Origin of the sequence: Brucella sp. HL-2, from assembly GCF_025846885.2 — a bacterium.
In the GTDB taxonomy this organism is placed as follows: domain Bacteria; phylum Pseudomonadota; class Alphaproteobacteria; order Rhizobiales; family Rhizobiaceae; genus Brucella; species Brucella quorumnocens.
The window spans coordinates 36441-58628 of record NZ_JAOYTK010000008.1 but is presented as its reverse complement, the minus strand read 5'-3'; the positions used below and the strand labels follow the sequence as shown (position 1 = coordinate 58628).

Below are 22188 nucleotides of genomic sequence, written 5' to 3'. Positions count from 1 at the left end.
TTCGTTCACTGTCACACTTCTGTTTGAAAGATTTGGTGAAAGCGCTTAAATCGTATTCAGCATTATAGGAATAAGCCGTGTCGCAACGGCGATGAGAGGAATGAAATGGGTAGCTTTTCTATCTGGCACTGGCTGATCGTTCTCGCAGTTGTGCTGCTTCTGTTTGGCCGTGGCAAAATCCCTGAACTGATGGGTGATGTTGCAAAGGGCATCAAGAACTTCAAGCAGGGCATGTCTGAAGAAGACGCTGCTAAGGAAGATGCCAAGGCGGATGCACGTACAATTGATGCCAAGGCGGATGAAACCGTCAATGACGTCAAGAAGACGACAAAATCCTGATCTGATGTCAGGGATGCTGCGTGCAATATGGTGCGCAGCATGTTTTGCCATGAAGGCATGATCCAGCAGGTTGGGAACTATTTCCCGATAAGATCATGTGTAATAACAACAGGTTGATTGCCACTTCACCTTGAACGACGGTGTGTTTGCAATCTGGATTGCGGTTTTCCGCCGAAAGACGGGACGCGCGCGTCAGAAGCGCGGAGTATCAAATTATGTTCGATATCGGTTGGTCTGAACTGCTGATAATCGCGATTGTGATGATCGTGGTGGTTGGCCCCAAGGATTTGCCGAAGATGCTCAGAGCTTTCGGCAAGGCGACCGCGCGTATGCGCAGCACTGCTAACGAGTTCCGGCATCAGTTCAACGAAGCCTTGAAAGAAGCCGAACTCGAAGACGTCAAGAATATCGTCGATGAGGCTCGCAAGCTTGATCCGCGCTCGAAGCTCACACAGGTCTTCGACCCGATTCGCAGTGCCGGTGAGGATGTTCGTTCGGGTCTTCAGTCCACAACATCGATGTCGCCCGCTGAGCCTGCCAAGGTGGCTGAGGTGACAATGCCTGTTGACGCAAACGGTACGACGGTTCCTGTTGAAGCTCCAACAGAGAAGCCTGCAGCCAAGCCGAAGACAACGCGTAAGAAGGCGGCACCTGCTGCTGCAGAAACGCCGGTGGCAGCCAAGCCCGTCAAGCCGAAGGCTGCGACCGCGAAGCCAAAAGCCAGCGTCAAAGCTGAACCGGCTGCAAAGCCGGCTGCACCCAAAAAGGCGTCTCCAGCAAAGCCTGCAACGGTGAAGGCGGACACTCCCGCCAAGAAGACCACGAAAAAGACGACTGAAAAGACAGGAAGCAAAGCGTGAAACGGGACGAGGACGAAATTGAACAGAGCGCCGCTCCTCTGCTCGAACACCTTATCGAACTGCGCCGCCGCCTGATCTGGGCGATAGTGGCGTTTTTCCTTGCTTTTATTCTTTGTTTTGCCTTTGCAAAGCACCTCTTCAATCTGCTCGTCGTTCCCTACCAATGGGCACTCGACTGGGCCGGGATGGACCGCTCGAAAGCAGAGCTGATCTATACCGCACCGCAGGAATTCTTCTTTACGCAGGTCAAGGTCGCGATGTTTGGCGGCGTTGTGCTGGCGTTCCCGATTATCGCTGCGCAGATTTATAAGTTTGTGGCCCCTGGCCTCTACAAGCATGAGCGTATGGCGTTTCTGCCATTCCTTATTGCTTCGCCGATATTGTTCCTGACCGGCGGTGCACTCGTTTATTTCTTCTTCACGCCTATGGTTATGTGGTTCTTTCTGGCCATGCAGCAGACGGGCGGTAATGGCGAAGTGCAGATTTCACTTCTGCCAAAAGTTTCCGAATATTTGAGCCTCATCATGACGCTCATTTTTGCTTTCGGTCTGGTCTTCCAGTTGCCTGTCGTCACAAGCCTTATGGCCCGTGTCGGGTTGGTTACGTCTGCAGGTCTCAAGGACAAGCGCAAATATGCGATTGTGATTGCTTTCGTGGTGGCCGCTGTTCTGACGCCACCCGATCCGGCGAGCCAGATCGGTCTTGCCTTGCCGACGATCCTTCTCTACGAGATTTCCATCATATTGGCCCGAATGATCGAAAAGAAGAGGGATGAGGCAAAGGATGAAGCTGAGGGTGATACCAAGGCCGATACTGGGGCAGAAGACAACGCCCCCACTTCCTGATCCGGCTATATGTTAAACAGAGGCTGCATAATCGCAGCCTCTCTTTCTGTTAAATTTCATGAAACGGCTTTTCTCATGCTCGATATCAAATGGATTCGCGAAAACCCTGAAGCTCTCGACAAGGCGCTTGCTAAGCGCGGAGCAGGGCCGCTCTCGTCCGAACTGATCGCGCTTGACGAAAAGCGGCGTGAGAATGTCGGCAAAGTTCAGGCTGCGCAGGAGCGCCGCAATGCGGCCTCCAAGGAAATCGGCAAAGCAATGGCCGAGAAGGACGCAGCGACTGCTGACAAGCTCAAGGCTGAAGTTGGTGAGTTGAAAACTTTCCTTGCTGATGCTGAGGAAGAAGAACGCCGCCTGGTCAAGGAACTGAACGACGCGCTTTCGAGCCTTCCAAATGTTCCAGCTGACGATGTGCCGCTCGGCAAGGACGAGGCAGATAATGTCGAAGTCCGTCGCATTGGCAATCAGCGCAATTTCTCGTTTCAGCCAAAGGAACATTATGAGCTAGGCGAGGCGCTTGGCTATATGGACTTCGAGCGTGCCGCGAAGATCGCAGGTGCACGTTTCACCGTTCTGAAAGGCCCGTTGGCACGTCTTGAGCGCGCACTTGGTCAGTTCATGCTTGATCTGCACACCACAGAAAACGGCTATATGGAAACCATGCCGCCGCTGATGGTGCGCGACGAAGCCGTTTATGGCACAGGTCAGCTGCCGAAGTTTTCGGAAGACTTGTTCCGTACGACGGATGGTCGTTGGCTGATCCCCACTGCCGAAGTTCCGCTGACCAATCTCGTTGCCGATGAAATCGTCGACCTTAAGACTTTACCACAGCGCTACACGGCACTCACACCTTGCTTCCGTTCCGAAGCAGGTTCAGCTGGTCGCGATACGCGCGGTATGCTGCGTCAGCATCAGTTTCTCAAGGTTGAGATGGTGTCGATTACTGATGCGGATAGCTCGGCAGCCGAACACGAGCGTATGACGGCCTGTGCTGAAGAAGTGTTGAAGCGTCTCGGCCTGCCGTTCCGCACCGTTGTTCTTTGTACGGGTGACATGGGCTTTGGCGCGCAGAAGACTTACGACATTGAAGTATGGATGCCGGGTCAGAACGCTTATCGCGAAATTTCGAGCTGCTCGGTTTGCGGAGATTTCCAGGGGCGCCGAATGAATGCGCGTTATCGCCCAGAAGGCGAAAAGGCCACACGTTTTGTGCATACGCTGAATGGGTCGGGCGTTGCAGTCGGTCGCGCTCTGATTGCTGTCATGGAAAATTATCAGCAGGAAGACGGCAGCATTCATATTCCTGAAGCATTGCAGCCATACATGGGCGGTCTCACGCGTATCGAGAAAGCCGCGTGAATTTAAACAGTTAAAACATTTCCAGCAAAAGTGGGAACCGGTTTTGCGTTCGGAAATGCGTAAAAACAAATAGTTACAGCGGTTCCAGCGATTCAATATTAACTAGAACCGCTGTAACGATGTGAATGAAGGAGAGACGACGTGCGAATTCTGCTGACGAACGATGATGGTATCCACGCTGAAGGCCTCGCAGTTCTGGAGCGTATCGCACGCCAAATCTCGGATGATGTTTGGGTTGTTGCCCCAGAAACAGATCAGAGCGGTCTTGCACATTCATTGACGCTTTCAGAGCCTCTGCGCCTGCGCAAGATCGATGATCGTCATTTTGCGCTACGCGGCACGCCGACTGATTGCGTCATTATGGGCGTTCGCCATGTGTTGCCGGAAGCGCCTGACCTCATCCTGTCAGGTGTCAATTCTGGTGCCAACATGGCCGATGATGTGACTTATTCGGGAACCGTTGCCGGTGCCATGGAAGGCACGCTTCTCGGTGTTAAGGCAATCGCACTGTCGCAGGAATATGATTACGAAGACGGCCGTCGCATTCTGCCATGGGAAACAGTGGAAGCTCACGCGCCTGCATTGATCAACAAGTTGATTGAAGCGGGTTGGCCTGAAGGTGTTCTGCTTAACTTGAATTTCCCGAATTGTGCTCCAGATGAAGTCAAGGGCACACGTGTAACAGCACAGGGCAAACTCAGCCATGATGCGCGCCTCGAAGAGCGTCGTGACGGTCGTGGCTTCCCTTATTTCTGGCTGCAGTTTGGTCGCACCAAAGCAGAAGTTGCAGGCGATAGCGATATCGCTGCCATCCGCGCGGATTATATCTCTGTAACGCCGCTGCATCTTGATCTGACGGCACAGAAGGTACGGGCTGAACTCAGCAAAGCACTTGGGGTTGAAGCATGAATCAGGCTGTGTCTGAACGCCAGCAGCTTTCGGACAGGGAAGGATTTGCCTCCTTCGTCATGCGCATGCGAGCGCGGGGCATCAATGATGCCCGGCTCTTTGCTGCAATCGAATCGACGCCGCGTCAAAGCTTCATGGGTTCGTCATGGGCGCATCTTTCATTTAGCCAGCGTACTGCACCGCTCGATTGCGGCGAGTATATCGAAGGCATCGACGATCAGGCGCGCGTCATTGCCGCACTTCAATTAGAATCAGGCCATCGCGTATTGGAAATCGGCACCGGCTCTGGCTTTACCGCTGCAGTCATGTCGATGCTTTCAGGTCGCGTCACGACAGTCGAGCGCTATCGCAAATTATGCGACCGCGCCTTGCAGCAGTTTGTAACGCTCAAGCGCGAAAACATCATGGTGAAACATGCCGATGGTCGCCACGGTATGCCGGGTGGACCGTTTGATCGCATCGTGATCTGGTTGGCTTGTGAAGACATTCCGCGCCATTTCGTAGAGCTTCTGGCAACCCATGGTGTGCTTATCGCACCAATTGGGCCTGGAGACGGTCAGCAAATGGTGACGCGAATCGCAAAGGTCGGTAGCCGCTTCGAGCAGGAAAACATCATGCCTGTTCGTTATCAGCCATTTATCGAAGGCATGTCCTCCGTTCTGTGAGGACTTCGCAGCCTCTTTTTTGAGACTTACAGCGGTTCCAGTTAGTATTGGATCGTTCGAACCGCTGTAACTATTTGTTTTTACGAATTTCCGAACGCAAAACCGGTTCCCACTTTTGCTGGAAATGCTTTAACCGCTGTTGCATCGGCACGATGCAATAGAGCTCCACGCGCCCTCTTGGGCGCACAAAGGCCACTTTAAACTATTCAATCTATGCATCGTGCTTACCAAAAATCGTTTCCGATTTTTGGGTCGATGCTACGGCGGTTTTTTTGTGTAATGCACGAGCAAAAAAACGCTTTTGTGCGCTTATGGTATTTAATTGGTGAATATTTTTTCGAAGAAATCTCGATTCTTAACCAGCGAGTAACATTAACGCGTTTTAATGAGTCCAAGTGAGTATTAGAGTATGGGCGAGTTGAACATGCGTTTTCCAATATTGCAGCATACGTCCGAACGTCTCCTGCGGAATGCAGCGATCGTTCTGATTGCCGGTTTTGGTGCAGGGTGCAGCGCCGATACGATGCGCTTCACGGATGGCCTTTATACTGGCTCCACGTCTAATCAGCGTGTTGTGCAACAACAGCCTGCCGGCGATGTTTATGCATCTGCGCCGGTGGCGGCCGCCCAGCCGGTTTCGAGCGGGTCGGTTCAGCGTAACAGTCTGCCGCCAGTGTCCTCTGCGCCGGTTGTGGCTGCGGCAACGCAGGCACAGAATCAGGTTAATCAGGCTCAAGACATGGCCGCCAATCGTGTGAATGGCGCTGTGAACAATGCTGGAACTCAGGTGGCAAGCGCCGCCGGTGCTGCAAACAATGCAGCCGCTAATGCGAAATCAAACGTTCTCGGGCAGTTGCCAGCAACGGCAAATGGCGTTCCATTGCCGGCCGCTAACCATGCTGCTGCACCGCAGGCGCAAGCTCCTGTTGCAGCTCCGCAAACTGCCGCAGCAGGTGGTGCTTACACAGTTAAGTCCGGCGATTCGCTTTTCTCCATTGCACAAAAGCACAACGTACCGGTTGAACAGCTAAAGCAGGCGAATGGCCTTACCAACGGTGCAATTCGTGTCGGTCAGTCTCTGGCAATTCCATCAGCCGCCGGTGGTGCAACACAGGTTGCAGCGGTTTCACCGCAGCCAGCAAAACCAGCCGCAGCAGCGCCAGTGCAAACTGCATCAGTGGCGCCTGATGCCGCGTCAAATGTGAAGCCTTATACGCCACCACAGGCGAGCAATAAGGTGATCGAAGACGCTGAGAAGGATCAGTCGGCTGCTCCATCTTCAACGGGCATTTCGCAGATGCGTTGGCCAGTTCGTGGCCGCGTTCTTGCAAGCTTCGGCCAGCGTGATGGCACTTCAGTTAATGACGGTATCGACATCATGGTTCCGGAAGGTACCGCTGTTAAGGCCGCTGAAAATGGCGTTGTCATCTATGCAGGCGACGGCTTGAAGGAGTTCGGTCAGACGGTTCTGATCCGTCACGACAATGGACTGGTTACAGTCTATGGCCATAACAGCCAGATTCTCGTGCAGCGCGGTCAGAAGGTTCGTCGTGGCGAGGACATAGCGAAGTCCGGTATGAGTGGGAACGCAAAATCGCCTAAGCTGCACTTCGAAGTGCGCAAGAATTCATCACCGGTCAATCCTTCCAAGTATCTGGAATCTTGATCGAAAACGGTTCGACGGAATAAGAAAGGCGGGTTAGACCCGCCTTTTTCTTTACATCGCTTTGCCCATACGACCAGCAAGATCCTGAATATACTGCCATGCAACACGACCAGAACGATTGCCACGTGTCGTCGCCCAGGTCAGGGCTTCTGCGTGCATCGCCTGCGGATCATAATCCAGCTTGTAGTGTGCTGCATAACCATCAACCATCGCGAGATAGTCGTCCTGGCTGCATTTGTGGAAGCCGAGCCAAAGGCCGAAACGATCTGACAGTGATACTTTTTCCTCAATGGCTTCAGACGGATTGACGGCGGTCGAACGCTCATTGTCAATCATATCGCGCGGCATCAGATGGCGGCGATTGGACGTTGCATAGAAGATCACATTGTCCGGGCGCCCTTCGACGCCGCCTTCGAGCGCTGCCTTCAGCGATTTGTAGGACGTATCATCGTGATCAAAAGAAAGATCGTCGCAGAACAGGATGAAGCGATACGGCGTTTCCTTGATGATGTTCATCAGGGCAGGGAGGCTGTCGATGTCTTCACGATGAATTTCAACAAGCTTCAATGGCAGCTTTTCGGTCTGCTCTGCATTGACGCTGGCTTGTGCCGCTTTGACGAGCGATGATTTGCCCATGCCGCGCGCGCCCCAGAGCAGGACATTATTCGCCGGATAGCCTTTTGCAAAACGTCGGGTATTGTCAACGAGCTGGTCACGCACCAAATCAACGCCACGAATGAGCGAGATATCGACGCGATTAACGCGGCTGACGGGGTCGAGTGTTAGACGCTCGGGTGCCCAGACGAAGCAATCGGCTGCTTCAAGGTCGGGTACGGTTGGTTGTGGTGGAGCAATACGCTCCAGTGCAGCGATCAGTCGGTCCAGTTTCTGGCTGAGTATATTTTCGGTGGTCATTCCAAGCCCTCAAATAGTGAGGATCAGGGCTTAACATGCCACAGCGGGCGGGAAAAGTGTGCGACCTTGGCGCAGTAGGGCCTTCGCCGGTTGCAATTGACGCGCTAACCATTGTAATGCCGTAAAGAATTTGTCTTCGAGACTTCAGAGGAGTTCCTAATGTTCGTAACACCGGCTTTTGCACAAGCCTCCGGCGGCGGCGCCGGGCCAGACATGCTCATGAGCATTCTGCCTTTCGTCCTGATCTTTGTAATCATGTACTTTCTCATCATCCGCCCACAGCGGACCCAGATGAAGAAGCGTCAGGAAATGCTGGCAGCAGTTCGTCGCGGCGATACGGTTGTGACCGGTGGCGGCATTGTCGGTAAGGTCCAGAAGGTCCACGACGACGGCGAACTCGACGTTGAAATCGCTGAAGGCGTTCGCATTCGCGTTCTGCGCAGCGCTCTTTCCGAAGTGCGGGTCAAGGGCGAACCAGTCGCCGACAACAAGAACAAGTAATTTTTATCAGATTACGCGAGTCCGGTAAGGTTTCCATAACCGGGGCTCGCTCATTATCGCGTGTGGGTCATATATTGTGACCCATTCGCCAAGCTGGAGAGCCGTTTGTAACACGTACGCTCCGGCACGCTCTACCCAAGCCGAAACGGAATTGCTGTTCGATGCTTTATTTTTCACGTTGGAAGTCGGCTCTGATCTGGTTGGCAATTATTGCCAGCTTCCTCATTGCGTCGCCTAATTTTTTCTCGCGTGAAACACTGGCAAATCTGCCCGGATTTTTGCCCACAAAGCAGGTCGCGCTTGGACTTGATCTTTCCGGTGGTTCCCGTCTTGTGCTTCAGGTGCAGAATGCTGGTAGGGGCGATCTTGATCGCACCAAAGAGATCATGCGCCAGCGTCTTGAAGAACTTGGCTATGGCAATCCCATTGTCGAGGAAGAGGGACGCAATCGCATTCGCGTTGAAGTTCCCGGCCTTTATGACGCTCAGCTTCTAAAAGACATTCTCAGCATCCGTGGCAATCTTTCCTTCCGCGCAGTTGACGACAGCGTTTCGCCCGACGATGCTATTCGCGGAACGCCGCCTGCCGACAGCACGGTTGTTTATTCTTATGATGACCCGCCTATTGGTTATCTTGTGAAAAACGAGCCTGTGTTTACAGGGGCTGACGTTACGGATGCCAAAGCCACACTTTCTGAAGACGACAATGAACCAATCATCACGCTGACGCTGGATGAGAAGGGGCGCAGCAATCTGGCTGCAGCGACCACTCAGGCCATCGGCAAAAGCTTTGCAATCGTCGTCGATAATCAGGTTGTTTCTGCACCTGTTGTGAGCGAACCGCTCGATACAAATGAATTGCAGATTTCAGGCGCGTTCGATCTGCAGTCCGCCAACAATATGTCAGTTGTTCTGCGGTCCGGTGCGCTGCCACAGGCAGTTTCTGTTCTGGAAGAACGCACAATTGCTTCGGCGTTGGGTGACGACTATGCAAGTGCTGCTGTTTCCGCAGCACTGCTGGCCGCCTTGCTCGTCGGTCTTTTCATGGTGCTTTCCTACGGCATACTTGGCGTCATCGCCATGGTGGCGCTCGCCGTCAACATGATTATCCTGATCGCGATCATATCGCTGATCGGTGCATCTATTACGTTGGCGAGTGTCGCGGGTTTGGTGCTGATTATCGGCATGGCCGTCGATGCCAACATTCTTATTTATGAACGCGTTCGGGAAGACCGCCGCAAAGGTTATTCCGTTGTTCAGGCAATGGAATCCGGCTTTTATCGCGCACTTTCGACGATTGTCGACGCCAATCTCACGACAATGATTGCAGCTCTGGTGCTGTTCCTGCTTGGCTCTGGTCCGGTTCATGGCTTCGCGCTGACTGTTACAATCGGTATTGGCACGACGCTATTTACCACGCTGACCTTCACGCGCTTGCTGATTGCCCAATGGGTGCGCACGGCGAAACCGAAAGAAATCCCCAAGCGTCGTCTGAAACTGGTTCCGACAGTTACGCATATCCCGTTCATGCGCCTGCAGTTCGTAACGCTTGGCATTTCTGTTCTGGCGAGTGCGATCGTTGTGGCACTTTTCGTCAATATCGGCCTCAACTACGGCATCGATTTCCGTGGTGGTTCGATGGTTGAATTGCAGGCCCGTAGCGGCGATGCAAATCTGCCGGATATTGAAGAACGTATGAGCGAACTCAATATCGAAAGCGCGCGCGTTCTTCCTGCCAAGTCGCCACGTTCGGCGCTCGTGATCATCGGCAGTCAGGAAGTGGGCGACGATGCGGAGCAGACCGTTGCCGTCAAACTACGTGGTGAGTTCGAACAGGATTATTCGTTCCAGCGCGTCGAGGTTGTCGGTCCAACGGTTTCGGAACAGCTGTCACAGGCGGGGCTTCTGGCGCTATTTCTCTCGCTGGCAGGTATCTTCATCTATGTCTGGATAAGATTCCGCTGGCAGCTGGCACTCGGTGCTGTGTTATCGACCCTGCACGACGTTATCATTCTGGCCGGTGTATTCATTGTATTCCGAATGGAATTCAATTTGTGGAGCGTTGCCGCCGTTCTGACCATTATCGGCTACTCGCTCAATGATACGATCGTCATCTATGACCGCGTGCGGGAAAATCTGCGCCGTTATAGCAGCGCGCCATTGCCCGCGATTATCGACGCCTCGATCAATCAGACACTGTCACGCACCTTGCCTACCGCCTTTGTGACTTTCATTGCACATATTCCGCTCTATATGTTCGGTGGAGCGGATATTCGTATGTTCGCACTGGCACTGAGCGTCGGCATTATCGTGGCGACTTATTCTTCGATCTTTATTGCAGCACCTCTGCTTGTACAGTTTGGCCTCAAGCCGCGTGCAGCCGAAGGAGATGATGCGATGGGCGACGATCTTGCACAATCGCTCAATCTGGACAGTTAGAGCGCATCCCGAAAAGTGTGAAACGGTTTTCGGACAAGATGCGCGTAAAACAAATGGATAGAGCATTTCTAATGACTCAATCCAAACTGGAAATGCTCTGACATGGCAAAAGGCATAGAAATTCGCGAAGCCCATTTTCCGGGCCGGGCACCTATTGATGCATATGGCAATGGCGGCTTTCGCTTTGCAGATATGTCGCACAAGGGGTCTATTCTCTGTTTGCCGTCGGGTATTCATGGCTGGGACCCACAGACACCGCCAATTATATCGCGCCATGATCTGGGTGCCATTCTTGAGCAGGCGAACGATATAGAAATCCTCCTGGTCGGTACGGGTATGGATTTGCGCCGCATTCCGGAAGACGTGCGCGCTGTGCTTCGTGAACACCGTATTTCGTCCGATCCAATGAGCACAGGTGCTGCGGTCCGCACTTATAATGTGCTGCTCGCTGAAGATCGCGCAGTTGCCGCTGCACTGATTGCTGTAGACTGATTTTCATGAACCAGAATGAGGCACATTGCTTGGCGCTTCTGCGCGAAGCCGACCGGGATCGTTATCTTTCGGTGCTTTATGCGCCGGAGGATAAACGCGGCGCGCTTGCAGCACTTTACGCGTTCAATGCGGAAATCGCCCGCATTCGCGATCTGGTTCACGAGCCACTGCCCGGCGAAGTGCGTCTGCAATGGTGGCGCGATCTTCTCAATGGTGAGGCAAGGGGCAGTGCAGATGCTCATCCGGTTGCCGCAGCTCTGATTGAAACAATCACCAAATATGATCTGCCGCGTTCTGCATTCGACAATTATTGCGAAGCGCGGATTTTTGACCTTTATGACGATCCGATACCAAGTAGGAACGATCTTGAAGGCTACTGTGGTGAGACCGCTTCCGCTCTCATTCAGCTGGCAGGTTTCATCCTCGACCGTGATGCAGCCCAGTCTCATGCTGAGACAGCGGGACATGCAGGCGTTGCGCAGGCTGTGACGGGTCTGTTGCGTCTGATGCCGATCCATCGGCGTCGCGGACAGCTTTATGTCCCTGCAGATATGTTACAGGCCGTTGGTGTGACGCGCGAGGCCTTCCTTGGCAATGAAGACAAGTCGGCACATGGGCGTGTGATTAGCGTGATGACGGCTCTCGCACGTGAACATCTCGTGATTTTTGAGAAATCCAGACAGGCTTTGCCCAAAAGTCTCGCTCCGGCATTCTTACCGTTGGCGCTAGTCCCTGCTTATCTGAAGTCGATTGAACGACTGGGGGACAAGGCGGCTGATCAGGTTGCTGACCTTTCAGCGCTGCGCAAACAATGGCTGATGTTCAGAGCTGGTTTCTAAAAGATAGGGCGGTTTTCTTTTTCAAGAGAACCGCCTTAAGTCTTTGATTTACATTTTCTTTCAAAACTATGCGTTATTATCCAGCCATTCCTGGAAATCAGCGAGTGCGCGAGCAGACAATGCGCGCTTTTTAGCAATCGTCTTTTCCTTGCCGCGCAGACGCTTGCCTTCCGGCTTTGGAACGTCAATCGGCGGAAACAATCCGAAATTCACATTCATTGGCTGGAAAGAGCGCTTGCCGGGTTCTTCATCGTCAGCAACGATGTGACCGCCGGTGATGTGGCCGAGAAGCGCACCGAAAGCTGTGGTCTGTGGTGGCGCAACAGGAGTATTTCCGAGCTTTTCAGCGGCGGTAAAACGTCCTGCAAGCAGGCCAATTGCAGATGATTCGACGTAGCCTTCGCAGCCGGTAATCTGGCCCGCAAAACGCAGGGATTGGCGCGATTTCAACCGCAGTACGTTATCAAGTAGCACCGGCGAATTGAGATAAGTGTTGCGATGCAGCCCACCAAGACGTGCGAACTCTGCATTCTCAAGGCCGGGGATCATCTTGAAGATACCGGTTTGCGAGCCGTATTTCAGCTTCGTCTGGAAACCGACCATATTGTAGAGCGTGCCAAGCGCATTATCCTGACGCAATTGCACGACCGCATAGGCTTTCACTGTCGGGTTATGCTCATTGGTAAGGCCCATTGGCTTCATCGGTCCATGGCGCAATGTTTCGGCGCCGCGTTCGGCCATGACTTCAATCGGCAGGCAGCCGTCGAAATAGGGCGTACCTTCCCATTCCTTGAACTCAGTCGTATCGCCTTCGATCAGTGCTGCGACAAAAGCCTCATACTGCTCCTTATCCATGGGGCAGTTGATGTAATCCTTGCCGGTACCTCCGGGGCCGACCTTGTCGTAGCGCGACTGGAACCAGCAAATATCCATATTGATCGAATCAAAATGCACAATCGGCGCAATCGCATCGAAAAATGCCAGTGCATCGGCGCCAGTCTGTGCCTGAATGGCTTCAGCCAGTGATGGCGCCGTCAGCGGGCCGGTTGCCACAATCGCCGTGCCCCATTCTTCCGGTGGCAGGCCCGCGATTTCTTCGCGCTCAATGGTGATGAGTGGATGGGCTTCAAGTTTTGCGGTTACCGCCTGCGAAAAACCTTCGCGATCAACAGCCAAAGCACCGCCGGCTGGAACCTGATTTGCATCCGCACAAGCCATGATCAGCGAGCCTGCAAGGCGCATCTCGGCGTGGAGCACGCCTACAGCGTTGGTCTCTGCGTCATCCGAACGGAAAGAATTTGAACAAACCAGCTCTGCCAGCTGCTCTGTCTTATGCGCATCTGTGCCACGGACGGGACGCATTTCATGCAGGATAACAGGAACGCCAGCCTGCGCAATTTGCCACGCGGCTTCAGAGCCGGCGAGGCCGCCACCAACAACATGTACGGGGGAGAAATCGGTATCTTTTGACATGGCAAATCCCTTACCGCCTTTGCATGTCGCCTTCAATGGGAGATGAGCGTCAGAGGTTCGTAATTAGATGCCAGAAACACAAATGGCATCCGGCGCGGGAGGAGGTGCGACGGATGCCATTATTGTCAGACCGGAATTGGGAGGAGGAGAGACCGGTCTTGGTATCGCAAAGCATGGGAGGAGGAGTGCTTTGCGACGAACCGAGCCTGATGGGAGGAGGATTCAGGCTCAGGAAACTGAAATCTGATTAGCGTGCCTTGGACTGACGCGCTACATATGGGATGTCTGCGCGGGAAATGCCAAGGTCGTTAAGTTCGCGAGTCGAGAGCTGGTTCAGCTCGTTAACGGTATCGCGGTAACGGCGCCAGTTGTTGTAAGAGCGGAAGAGGTTCATGGTATTATTCCTTCATCGTTGAGGAACTGGTGATCAATTCATCTTGTTTGTTGCCCATTATATAACTCATTGTTTTCGCTACTTGCAGACCCGAGTTTGCATAGCTGCCTTGCGGGTTCTGCACGACGCGCTAAATCGATTAGACTGGTCAGGCACAAATTTGCCTCAAACTGATTTGCTCTAACTATTTGCCGACTGGCGAGTTTCCTATATGTTCTCAGCCACTTGGTAAGTTGGTGACATCAACGGATAGATTGTTCGGGAGTTGTTTTGTCGTTTTCAGTATCTGTAGAGCGCCTGATTGAGCGCTGGCAGCATGAAGGACTTATCGATGCTGAAACGGCATCGCGCCTGAATGTTGATCTCGAAAAACGTGGTCCCCGGTTCAGTCTCGGCTCGGTTCTCGCGACGCTTGGCGGATTATTGCTGGGAGCTGCGGTCATCATGCTGATTGCAGCGAACTGGCAGGACATGCCACGCATCATGCGCATTGGCCTGATCTTTGTATTGATCTGGGCTTGTTATCTCGGTGGGGCATGGCGGCAGTCGCGTGGCGACAGGCTATTGCCGCAAGCGCTTTATATAGTGGCGGCATCATCCTTTGGTGCGGGCATAGCGCTCGTCGGTCAGATGTATCATCTGTCGGGTGATGTGCATTCGGCAGCACTGGTCTGGGCAGGCGGTGTCTTGGCTTCTGCCTTCCTGTTGCGTTCGCCGGTGCTGACTGCTTTCGGTGCAGGAGTCGCATGCTTCTATCTGTCTACATATGCTTTCGATAATGACTATGGCGATCTCAGCTATCGCTGGATGGGGCCTTTGTTGGTTCTGGTGGGCGCGGGCGCTGCGCGTTTTACGCGATCTCGTCACGCTGCGCATCTCTGGTGCCTGTTTGTTTTGGGTTGGGCTGTTCTTCTTTATTCGGAACATGAAAGCCGAGCGATTCTCGGCATGATGTTGATAATCGGTATCGCCCTGATGCTGGCAGATGCATTTGCACATGAAGCTCTTCAAAAGCTGACGCGGTTTGCGCATCCTCTGGCTTCCTACGGTTTGCTGCTTGCTCTTCTGGCACTTGGCATTCTTCAGGTCGACAAAATGATTTCCTCGATCTTCAACCAGGCCGTCACGCAAGACGTCGTCTATGGAATCCTCATTCTCGCGCTTTCCATCGGAGCGCTGGCCATATGTGGACGTGACAACGGCAGCTTGCGCTCGATTGCTTACGCAGCCTTCTCAGTTGAAGTGCTTTACCTCGCCTTCACGACCGTCGGCTCGATGATCGGTACGTCTGGCTTCTTCCTCACTGCTGGCGTGCTGGTGTTACTGCTTGCGGCCTTTGTGCGTCGTATGGAGAGCAGGTTCGGGCGAAAGCGCGCAGTGGAGGTGCAGCCATGAGCATAATAAGAAGGAAATGGCTCTACGCGGGCGCGGTTATTACTGCAGTGCTGCAGACAGGCATTCTGTATGCGAGCATCGAGAAGCGGGCTTCGGTACTGCGTTCTGGCCATGAGATTGTGTTGCAGACGCGGCCTGTTGATCCTCGCGATCTGATGCGCGGCGATTATGTGATCCTTGGCTATGATATTACATCGATTGATCGCAAGATTATTCAGGGGACCCCTGCCGACGGTTCTCGCACTGTTTATGTCGCGGTGAAGCCTGACGACAAAGGAATATGGAATATTTCGCGCGCGTCGTTCACGCCGTTTGCAGACTTAGCTTCTGATGAAGCTCAGATTCGCGGACAATCGACCTACGCCATCTCCGATTTCCCGGATGCGACAATCAACATGCGTTACGGCATAGAACGCTATTACGTACCCGAAGGTGAGGGCCGTGTAATAGAGGATAGCCAGCGTGATTTGGATATCACTGCGGTAGTTGCCGTCGATGATACGGGCACCGCTGTGATGAAAGCTTTGCGCGATAACGGCAAGCAACTTTACCAGGAGCCGCTCTATTAATATCGCCCTTGAAGAAAAGGGGCTTGGCTAAGGCTATAAGATCGCTATATAGGGGCGGACAGAACGAAAGCGCTTCGGCTTGAAAGAGCTGGCAAATCAATGCCGGTAAAACGGCTTTTTTCCTTTGAACCGGGAAAATTGAATGATATAGAGACGCGCGCTTTCGAGAGGCGGTTCATTATCTGAGGCGAATTTAGTGCATTCGGTGGAGTGCACTTCGGTTCAGAGGCGGATATGGCGAAATTGGTAGACGCACCAGATTTAGGTTCTGGCGGGAGACCGTGGGGGTTCGAGTCCCTCTATCCGCACCAACTGCCTTAAGGCAAAAGAATTTCTCTCCCGCGACGAGGCATAAGCGCCGGTAACGGCGGGACAATGACAAGAAGTGAAGGTTTGAACATGCAGGTTACCGAAACGCTCAATGAAGGGCTGAAGCGCGAGATTAAAGTCGTGGTTCCGGCCGGAGATCTCGAAGCCAAGCTCGCTGAGCGGCTCGAAACTGCGCGTGGTCGCGCCAAGATCAATGGTTTCCGTCCAGGCAAAGTGCCAACGGCACACCTGCGCAAGACCTACGGCAAGTCCTTCATGGCTGAGATCGTGAACGAAATCCTCAACGATTCGTCGCGCTCGATCCTCGCTGAGCGCAACGAAAAATCGGCAACCCAGCCAGTCGTTTCTATGTCGGAAGACGAAAAAGAAGCCGAACAGGTTCTCGACGGCAAGGCTGATTTCGTTTTCTCGCTGAACTACGAAGTTCTGCCAGCTATCGAAGTCAAGGATTTCTCGAAGATCGCGGTAACCCGTGAAGTCGTAGACATCGCTGATGAAGAAGTTGACGAACAGGTTAAGCGCGTTGCTTCATCGACCCGCACTTTTGAAACCAAAAAGGGCAAGGCCGAAAATGAAGATCGCGTAACGATCGACTATCTCGGCAAGCTTGATGGCGAACCATTTGATGGTGGCGCAGACACTGATGCGCAGCTCATCCTCGGTTCGGGCCAGTTCATTCCTGGCTTTGAAGAGCAGCTCGTTGGCGTCAAGGCTGGCGATGAGAAGGTCATCAACGTAACTTTCCCAGCTGAGTATGGCGCAGCCCATCTCGCAGGTAAGGAAGCAACCTTCGACATCACCGTGAAGGAAGTTGCCAAGCCAAACGAACTCGTTCTCGACGACGAAACCGCAAAGAAGCTCGGCATCGAATCGCTTGAGCGTCTGCGTCAGGTTGTTCGTGAGCAGATCGAAAGCCAGTACGGCCAGATCACTCGTCAGAAGGTAAAGCGTCAGATTCTCGACGCTCTCGATGGCGATTACCAGTTCGAAACCCCAGAGAAGCTTGTTGACGCAGAATTCAACAACATCTGGCAGCAGATCAACTTCGACCTGCAGCAGGCTGGCCGCACGTTCGAAGACGAAGGAACCACTGAAGAAGCTGCTCGCGAAGAATATCGCAAGCTTGCTGAACGTCGCGTTCGTCTCGGTCTGGTTCTCTCCGAAATCGGTGAAAAGGCTGGCGTAGAAGTTTCTGAAGAAGAACTGCAGCGCGCTGTTTACGATCAGGTACGTCGTTACCCAGGTCAGGAAAAGGAAATCTACGAATTCCTGCGCAAGACGCCGGATGCCGTTGCTAACCTTCGCGCACCGATCTTTGAAGAAAAGGTCGTTGACCATCTGCTCGCAAACATCAACGTGACCGACAAGAAGGTCTCGAAGGAAGAGCTTACTGCAGAAGACGAAGATGATGCGTCGGAAGCAAAGCCAGCCAAGAAGGCTGCTGCTAAGAAGAAAGCCGCTCCTAAGAAGAAGGCAGAAGACAAGTCTGAAGAGGCTTAATTCTTCTTTTCTCAAATTTAATAAAAAGGCCGCGCACAGCGCGGCCTTTTTATTTGTAGTTTAATCCGCGATCGAAGGAGCTATGACGTGATCAATTTGCCATATCTTCATTTGGCGCTGACGATGCAGGAAGAGCCACGTAAACCTGTGTGGCCGACAGATGTTGCGATAGGTGCATTCTCTGAAGAATATGCTCAGCGCACCCATGCATTGCTGGTCAATTCCTATACGAATGGAGGCGGTTCAGTAGCGGATTTTGAAACGTGGCACCGTGGATTGATCTCAGATAGCGAGTATGATCCGGACTTTGTTGTCCCGGTACTGGATCGGTCTGATCGAGTTATCGCTTTTGTGCAATGCTGGAACAGCGCCTTTATAAAGGATCTGGTTGTCGATCCAGACAGGCGACGAGAAGGAATAGGCGAGGCGCTACTGCTCCACGTTCTTGGGCTTTTCTTTCACCGTGGACAGCATAAAGTCAGTCTGAAAGTTGAACCGAACAATCCCTCTGGTGCTGAACGGCTTTACAGACGAATTGGTTTTGACGACGTTCTTTCGGCCTAAAAGCCTATGAATCCCTGAGCAAATTGCCGTGAATGGCAGAGAAGGCTTGCCAGTCTCCCCCGTTTGTTTTAGCCAAAGTCAGATAGAATTTTTGCTGCGCATTGCGTCGCACAGGAAGAGATAGACGAGTTACTATGACCCTTATTGATACGCGTACGCCCGAACCAAAACGCTTCATCTCTGGCGCCACCGGCGACTGGGAAATCGTCATTGGCATGGAAGTCCACGCTCAGGTCACGTCCGAGTCGAAACTGTTCTCAGGCGCTTCTACATCGTTTGGCGCAGCTCCGAATGCCAATGTGTCTCTGGTTGATGCGGCGATGCCGGGCATGTTGCCTGTCATTAATGTGGAATGCGTCAAGCAGGCCGTACGTACGGGTATCGGCCTCAATGCGCAGATCAATCTGAAGTCGGTATTCGACCGCAAGAACTACTTCTATCCCGATCTGCCGCAGGGTTATCAGATTTCGCAGTTCAAGCAGCCGATTGTTGGCGAAGGCAAGATCATGATCTCGGTCGGCCCCGACAATAAGGGGCAGTTCGAAGATGTCGAGATCGGCATTGAACGGCTCCATCTCGAACAGGATGCCGGCAAGTCGATTCACGATCAGCATCCGACGATGTCTTATGTTGATTTGAACCGCTCTGGCGTGGCGCTGATGGAAATCGTCTCCAAACCTGACCTGCGTTCGTCTGATGAGGCCCGTGCCTATTTGACCAAGCTGCGCACGATTGTCCGTTATCTCGGCACTTGCGATGGCAATATGGACGAAGGCTCAATGCGTGCCGACGTGAACGTTTCCGTGCGTCGTCCAGGTGGTGAGTTCGGCACACGTTGCGAAATCAAGAACGTCAATTCCATCCGCTTTGTCGGGCAGGCCATTGAATATGAAGCACGTCGCCAGATCGGTATTCTGGAAGATGGCGGCTCTATCGATCAGGAAACCCGCCTGTTTGATCCTGTAAAAGGTGAAACGCGTTCGATGCGCTCGAAGGAAGAAGCGCACGATTATCGCTATTTCCCGGATCCAGATCTTTTGCCGCTTGAATTCGATCAGGCATTTGTCGATGCGCTTGCCGCTGAATTGCCGGAACTGCCAGACGTCAAGAAAGACCGCCTCGTCGAAAAACTCGGCATTTCGATCTATGACGCATCGATTCTGGTCACTGAAAAAGCCATCGCTGACTATTATGAAGCGGTTGCTGAAGGCCGCGACGGTAAGGCCGCTGCGAACTGGGTCATCAATGATCTTCTTGGCGCGCTGAACAAGGCTGGCAAGGACATTGAAGAATCGCCAGTTTCGCCAGATCAGCTTGGTGCGATTATCGATCTCATCAAGGACGGCACGATTTCCGGCAAGATCGCCAAGGATCTGTTCGAGATCGTCTGGAACGAAGGTGGTGATCCGAAGAGCCTCGTTGAAGAACGCGGCATGAAGCAGGTTACTGACACCGGCGCTATCGAAAAGGCAGTTGACGATATCATCGCAGCTAACCCGGACAAGGTTGAGCAGGCCAAGGCAAAGCCAACAATGGCTGGTTGGTTCGTTGGTCAGGTGATGAAGGCAACAGGTGGCAAGGCTAACCCGCAGGCCGTCAACGATCTGGTCAAGTCCAAGCTTGGGATTGAAGAATAATGTGGGTTCGCAGCGCCAGTGAAGCCGATCTGAAGGCCGTGCATGAACTCCTGGTTTCAACCTGGCACGCGACCTTTGACGATATTATTGGCCGAGAGATGGTGAATACCGTTACCGGTCAATGGCATTCCGTTGCAGCTTTGAAAGCCAATCTGAAAAAGCCATACTCGGAATTCATCGTTGCCGATAATGGCGCAGGCGGCATCGATGGAATGGCTTTCGCAAGTCAGACTGGCGATGGCAAAGCCTCGCTTCATCAGCTTTATGTTCGCCCTGATGCGCAGGTGCAGGGTATTGGCACCATGCTTCTGGCAGAAGTTGAAATGGCCTTTCCCGGTGTAAATACGATGCGGCTTGAAGTGATCGAGCGGAATGCAAAGTCAGTCCGCTTCTATGAACGCAAGGGCTATGCACAGGTCGGCCGTAGCGAAGATTGGGGCGACCCCAATTGCAAGGAGCCAGTGCTTATTATGGAAAAGTCTCTTGAAGGCTGGTCTATGTAAAAAGCATTTCCAGCAAAAGTGCGAAGCGGTTTTGCGTGAGGTAAATGCGTAGAAACAAAACATTTCCAGCAAAAGTGCGAAGCGGTTTTGCGTAGGATAATGCAACACGTAAATTCGGCTTGTCGCTGCATCATACTCTTGTGACAGCGGCAACTTGCCCCTTGCCTTGGTCTTTCGATAGGGCCATAAGCGTTCAAAACCCAGCAGTCACTCTGCCTGTGGCGAAAACGGATCTGGATAGGTCATGAAGAAATTTCTTATACAAGTCTTCACCTGGTGGAATGGCCAGACGCTCGGCACCCGCCTTCATACGTGGCGCAAGGGCGAGCGCGTAGGCGAGGACGAGTTCGGCAATGTCTACTATCAGGGTGGCAAGGACTCTGAAGGTCGCACACGTCGTTGGGTCATTTTCAATGACTATGCAGAAGCAAGCGCAATTCCTCCGGGTTGGCATGGCTGGATGCATCACCGCGTTGATACACCGCCAAGCAAGGAAGATTACCAGCCGCGCGACTGGCAGAAGCCACATTTGCAGAACCTCACGGGTTCACCGCTGGCGTATCGCCCAAAAGGTTCGATCGCTATTCCGGGTACGCAACCTGCTGAGCGTCCGCGTGTGACCGGCGAATACGACGCCTGGACACCAGGCAACTAAAATACCGAAATTGTGGTCCGGCGTGACATTTCACGCCGGATTTTTCATCTCCGATTGCCAGTTTGCAAAAGGTTTTGAGGATAGAGGTGCCGCACAGGCGCTGTGGGTTCATTGCTGCTTGCAGCAGGGCAACGAATCGTCACATTTCATGCTTAGGAATTATTCCGGCTTTTTAATTCACCATTTTGATGCGGATATCCGTTTTGACGAAGCATTCTCCCGGCAGGGCTGGCAATGGAAAGAACTGGATCAGCAAGGTGGCACAGGTTGCCCTGATCGCGCTTCTTTCAAGCACAAGCGGCATTCAGCTTGCTCAGGCCGAACGGATATCAAACCCAGTGGCCGAGTTTTCGGGGCTGGACAAGATTACAGGTCGCATCACGAGTTTTGACGTTTATATCAACGAGACTGTGCAATTTGGTGCGCTGCAGGTGACGCCAAAAGTTTGCTATTCCCGCACCGAAAATGAAGCGCCACGCACCGATGGCTTCGTCGAAGTCGATGAAATTACGCTGGATCGTAAGATCAGACGTATTTTCACTGGTTGGATGTTTGCCGATAGTCCCGGTCTCAATGCTGTTGAGCACCCGATTTATGACGTGTGGTTGAAGGACTGCAAGCAGAAGTCTGAAGTTCCGCCACCGGATCAGCGTAAATAATTAAGCGGAGACGCACTGCCAAAAGCCAAACGATTGTGATGGCGCAGTTTAAATAAAACTGCCCGATACATCGTCAGAACGTAGCGTCGCCTTGAAGCGCTTGCTCAAGCATCACTTCGTATTTTTTACGCCTTACCTCTATCGCACCGAAGCGCTCCAGATGAGCGGTTGTGAATTGCGTATCGAGCAGGACGAACCCTTGCCGGTTCAGATGTTCCACCAGATAGGCAAGGCAAACCTTTGAGGCATCGCGTTTCCGTGTAAACATGCTCTCGCCAAAGAATGCGCGGCCAAGCGTGACGCCATAAAGCCCACCGACAAGTTGTCCGTCATGCCATGCTTCGACCGTGTGACAATGTCCACCTTCAAACAGCTTGCCGTATGCTTCGCGGATCGGACCATTGATCCATGTGCGTGCACGCTCACCGGAGCCACTTGCGCAGCCGTCGATAACGCCCTCGAAATCACTATCGAGCCTGATCTCAAAAATAGCTTGTCGGATTGTTTTTTGCAGGCTTTTCGGGATGTGAAAGCCATCAAGCGGGATGATGCCGCGCTTCTCAGGACGAACCCAGAAAATCTCCGGATCATCCGCTTCTTCGGCCATCGGGAAAACCCCGGTGGAATAGGCCCGCAGGAGCAGTTCCGGCTCGATCGAATAGTCGTCCGGGGAAGCTCCTG

General features: G+C 53.0%; 23 protein-coding genes and 1 tRNA gene. 20 read left to right on the top strand and 4 right to left on the bottom strand.

Annotation, left to right across the window (positions count from 1 at the left end; translation table 11 throughout):
- Positions 1–105: 105 nt before the first annotated feature.
- The 7 genes from OIV19_RS11775 (at position 106) to dipM (ending at position 6643) form a co-directional block, all read left to right on the top strand.
- On the top strand, positions 106–339 hold the full coding sequence (locus OIV19_RS11775) for a twin-arginine translocase TatA/TatE family subunit (protein WP_024896600.1): 234 nt from the start codon (positions 106–108) through the stop codon (positions 337–339).
- Between the two features lie 215 nt (positions 340–554).
- Entirely contained in the window at positions 555–1199 is a 645-nt protein-coding gene (gene tatB / locus OIV19_RS11770; protein WP_264231735.1) for a Sec-independent protein translocase protein TatB, read from the top strand.
- Entirely contained in the window at positions 1196–2044 is an 849-nt protein-coding gene (gene tatC / locus OIV19_RS11765) for a twin-arginine translocase subunit TatC (protein ID WP_095446502.1), read from the top strand. The genes tatB and tatC overlap by 4 nt, the downstream gene beginning before the upstream one ends.
- A gap of 75 nt (positions 2045–2119) precedes the next feature.
- Positions 2120–3403 (top strand): serine--tRNA ligase, encoded by a 1284-nt coding sequence (gene serS, locus OIV19_RS11760; RefSeq protein ID WP_264231734.1) that lies wholly within the window; start codon positions 2120–2122, stop codon positions 3401–3403.
- Between the two features lie 141 nt (positions 3404–3544).
- Positions 3545–4312, top strand: a complete 768-nt coding sequence (gene surE / locus OIV19_RS11755; RefSeq protein ID WP_264231733.1) for a 5'/3'-nucleotidase SurE — start codon at positions 3545–3547, stop codon at positions 4310–4312.
- A complete protein-coding gene (locus OIV19_RS11750) occupies positions 4309–4977 on the top strand; it encodes a protein-L-isoaspartate(D-aspartate) O-methyltransferase (RefSeq protein WP_095446505.1) in 669 nt (222 codons plus the stop codon). Before surE ends, OIV19_RS11750 begins: the two co-directional genes overlap by 4 nt.
- Positions 4978–5386: 409 nt before the next feature.
- Positions 5387–6643, top strand: coding sequence for a cell division endopeptidase DipM (gene dipM, locus OIV19_RS11745; protein ID WP_095446506.1), 1257 nt, complete (start codon positions 5387–5389; stop codon positions 6641–6643).
- A gap of 51 nt (positions 6644–6694) precedes the next feature.
- Here dipM and OIV19_RS11740 read toward each other — a convergent pair whose 3' ends face one another.
- Complete coding sequence (locus tag OIV19_RS11740) at positions 6695–7558, bottom strand: ATP-binding protein (RefSeq protein ID WP_095446507.1); 864 nt, start codon at positions 7556–7558, stop codon at positions 6695–6697.
- Between the two features lie 159 nt (positions 7559–7717).
- On the opposite strand from OIV19_RS11740, the gene yajC reads away from it, so the two are divergent.
- The 4 genes from yajC (at position 7718) to OIV19_RS11720 (ending at position 11828) form a co-directional block, all read left to right on the top strand.
- Entirely contained in the window at positions 7718–8059 is a 342-nt protein-coding gene (yajC, locus tag OIV19_RS11735; protein ID WP_095446508.1) for a preprotein translocase subunit YajC, read from the top strand.
- A gap of 83 nt (positions 8060–8142) precedes the next feature.
- Positions 8143–10497, top strand: coding sequence for a protein translocase subunit SecDF (gene secDF / locus OIV19_RS11730; RefSeq protein WP_412535027.1), 2355 nt, complete (start codon positions 8143–8145; stop codon positions 10495–10497).
- Positions 10498–10599: 102 nt separating this feature from the next.
- Positions 10600–10989 carry an Mth938-like domain-containing protein gene (locus OIV19_RS11725; protein WP_095446510.1) on the top strand — a complete coding sequence of 130 codons (390 nt, stop codon included), beginning with the start codon at positions 10600–10602 and terminating at the stop codon, positions 10987–10989.
- Positions 10990–10994: 5 nt separating this feature from the next.
- Positions 10995–11828: a phytoene/squalene synthase family protein gene (locus tag OIV19_RS11720; protein ID WP_264231732.1), complete on the top strand. Its 834-nt coding sequence runs from the start codon at positions 10995–10997 to the stop codon at positions 11826–11828.
- A 66-nt stretch (positions 11829–11894) separates the two neighbouring features.
- Here OIV19_RS11720 and trmFO read toward each other — a convergent pair whose 3' ends face one another.
- Together trmFO and OIV19_RS11710 are read right to left on the bottom strand one after the other, a co-directional pair.
- The gene (gene trmFO / locus OIV19_RS11715) at positions 11895–13301 is read right to left on the bottom strand and encodes a methylenetetrahydrofolate--tRNA-(uracil(54)-C(5))-methyltransferase (FADH(2)-oxidizing) TrmFO (RefSeq protein ID WP_264231731.1); all 1407 of its coding nucleotides are present in this window, start codon (positions 13299–13301) and stop codon (positions 11895–11897) included.
- Between the two features lie 247 nt (positions 13302–13548).
- Positions 13549–13695, bottom strand: coding sequence for a DUF1127 domain-containing protein (locus OIV19_RS11710; RefSeq protein WP_094577128.1), 147 nt, complete (start codon positions 13693–13695; stop codon positions 13549–13551).
- A gap of 270 nt (positions 13696–13965) precedes the next feature.
- Between OIV19_RS11710 and OIV19_RS11705 the strand changes: the two genes are divergently transcribed.
- The 9 genes from OIV19_RS11705 to OIV19_RS11665 all read left to right on the top strand — a co-directional run bounded on the left by OIV19_RS11705 (position 13966) and on the right by OIV19_RS11665 (position 21507).
- Positions 13966–15090: a DUF2157 domain-containing protein gene (locus OIV19_RS11705; RefSeq protein WP_095446514.1), complete on the top strand. Its 1125-nt coding sequence runs from the start codon at positions 13966–13968 to the stop codon at positions 15088–15090.
- Positions 15087–15659, top strand: a complete 573-nt coding sequence (locus tag OIV19_RS11700) for a GDYXXLXY domain-containing protein (RefSeq protein WP_095446515.1) — start codon at positions 15087–15089, stop codon at positions 15657–15659. The genes OIV19_RS11705 and OIV19_RS11700 overlap by 4 nt, the downstream gene beginning before the upstream one ends.
- 228 nt (positions 15660–15887) lie before the next feature.
- A tRNA-Leu gene (locus OIV19_RS11695) sits at positions 15888–15970 on the top strand.
- 88 nt (positions 15971–16058) lie between these two features.
- On the top strand, positions 16059–17489 hold the full coding sequence (gene tig, locus OIV19_RS11690; RefSeq protein WP_264231815.1) for a trigger factor: 1431 nt from the start codon (positions 16059–16061) through the stop codon (positions 17487–17489).
- 87 nt (positions 17490–17576) lie between these two features.
- Positions 17577–18053 carry a GNAT family N-acetyltransferase gene (locus OIV19_RS11685; RefSeq protein WP_264231730.1) on the top strand — a complete coding sequence of 159 codons (477 nt, stop codon included), beginning with the start codon at positions 17577–17579 and terminating at the stop codon, positions 18051–18053.
- 134 nt (positions 18054–18187) lie between these two features.
- Positions 18188–19690: an Asp-tRNA(Asn)/Glu-tRNA(Gln) amidotransferase subunit GatB gene (gene gatB, locus OIV19_RS11680; RefSeq protein ID WP_095446517.1), complete on the top strand. Its 1503-nt coding sequence runs from the start codon at positions 18188–18190 to the stop codon at positions 19688–19690.
- Positions 19690–20193 carry a GNAT family N-acetyltransferase gene (locus tag OIV19_RS11675; protein ID WP_094577133.1) on the top strand — a complete coding sequence of 168 codons (504 nt, stop codon included), beginning with the start codon at positions 19690–19692 and terminating at the stop codon, positions 20191–20193. Before gatB ends, OIV19_RS11675 begins: the two co-directional genes overlap by 1 nt.
- A 244-nt stretch (positions 20194–20437) precedes the next feature.
- Positions 20438–20848 carry an NADH:ubiquinone oxidoreductase subunit NDUFA12 gene (locus OIV19_RS11670; protein ID WP_264231729.1) on the top strand — a complete coding sequence of 137 codons (411 nt, stop codon included), beginning with the start codon at positions 20438–20440 and terminating at the stop codon, positions 20846–20848.
- Between the two features lie 188 nt (positions 20849–21036).
- Positions 21037–21507, top strand: coding sequence for a DUF2155 domain-containing protein (locus OIV19_RS11665; protein WP_264231728.1), 471 nt, complete (start codon positions 21037–21039; stop codon positions 21505–21507).
- Between the two features lie 73 nt (positions 21508–21580).
- On the opposite strand, the gene aat is transcribed toward OIV19_RS11665, so the two are convergent.
- Positions 21581–22150 carry a leucyl/phenylalanyl-tRNA--protein transferase gene (aat, locus tag OIV19_RS11660; RefSeq protein ID WP_264231814.1) on the bottom strand — a complete coding sequence of 190 codons (570 nt, stop codon included), beginning with the start codon at positions 22148–22150 and terminating at the stop codon, positions 21581–21583.
- Positions 22151–22188 lie beyond the last annotated feature (38 nt).

Excerpts from the sequence above, each read along its gene's own strand:
- OIV19_RS11775 (WP_024896600.1), top strand. The coding sequence starts at position 106 with ATGGGTAGCTTTTCTATCTGGCACTGGCTGATCGTTCTCGCAGTTGTG.
- tatB (WP_264231735.1), top strand. The coding sequence starts at position 555 with ATGTTCGATATCGGTTGGTCTGAACTGCTGATAATCGCGATTGTGATG.
- serS (WP_264231734.1), top strand. The coding sequence starts at position 2,120 with ATGCTCGATATCAAATGGATTCGCGAAAACCCTGAAGCTCTCGACAAG.
- OIV19_RS11750 (WP_095446505.1), top strand. The coding sequence starts at position 4,309 with ATGAATCAGGCTGTGTCTGAACGCCAGCAGCTTTCGGACAGGGAAGGA.
- dipM (WP_095446506.1), top strand. The coding sequence starts at position 5,387 with ATGGGCGAGTTGAACATGCGTTTTCCAATATTGCAGCATACGTCCGAA.
- OIV19_RS11740 (WP_095446507.1), bottom strand. The coding sequence starts at position 7,558 with ATGACCACCGAAAATATACTCAGCCAGAAACTGGACCGACTGATCGCT.
- yajC (WP_095446508.1), top strand. The coding sequence starts at position 7,718 with ATGTTCGTAACACCGGCTTTTGCACAAGCCTCCGGCGGCGGCGCCGGG.
- OIV19_RS11725 (WP_095446510.1), top strand. The coding sequence starts at position 10,600 with ATGGCAAAAGGCATAGAAATTCGCGAAGCCCATTTTCCGGGCCGGGCA.
- OIV19_RS11720 (WP_264231732.1), top strand. The coding sequence starts at position 10,995 with ATGAACCAGAATGAGGCACATTGCTTGGCGCTTCTGCGCGAAGCCGAC.
- trmFO (WP_264231731.1), bottom strand. The coding sequence starts at position 13,301 with ATGTCAAAAGATACCGATTTCTCCCCCGTACATGTTGTTGGTGGCGGC.
- OIV19_RS11710 (WP_094577128.1), bottom strand. The coding sequence starts at position 13,695 with ATGAACCTCTTCCGCTCTTACAACAACTGGCGCCGTTACCGCGATACC.
- OIV19_RS11700 (WP_095446515.1), top strand. The coding sequence starts at position 15,087 with ATGAGCATAATAAGAAGGAAATGGCTCTACGCGGGCGCGGTTATTACT.
- tig (WP_264231815.1), top strand. The coding sequence starts at position 16,059 with ATGCAGGTTACCGAAACGCTCAATGAAGGGCTGAAGCGCGAGATTAAA.
- gatB (WP_095446517.1), top strand. The coding sequence starts at position 18,188 with ATGACCCTTATTGATACGCGTACGCCCGAACCAAAACGCTTCATCTCT.
- OIV19_RS11675 (WP_094577133.1), top strand. The coding sequence starts at position 19,690 with ATGTGGGTTCGCAGCGCCAGTGAAGCCGATCTGAAGGCCGTGCATGAA.
- OIV19_RS11670 (WP_264231729.1), top strand. The coding sequence starts at position 20,438 with ATGAAGAAATTTCTTATACAAGTCTTCACCTGGTGGAATGGCCAGACG.
- OIV19_RS11665 (WP_264231728.1), top strand. The coding sequence starts at position 21,037 with ATGCGGATATCCGTTTTGACGAAGCATTCTCCCGGCAGGGCTGGCAAT.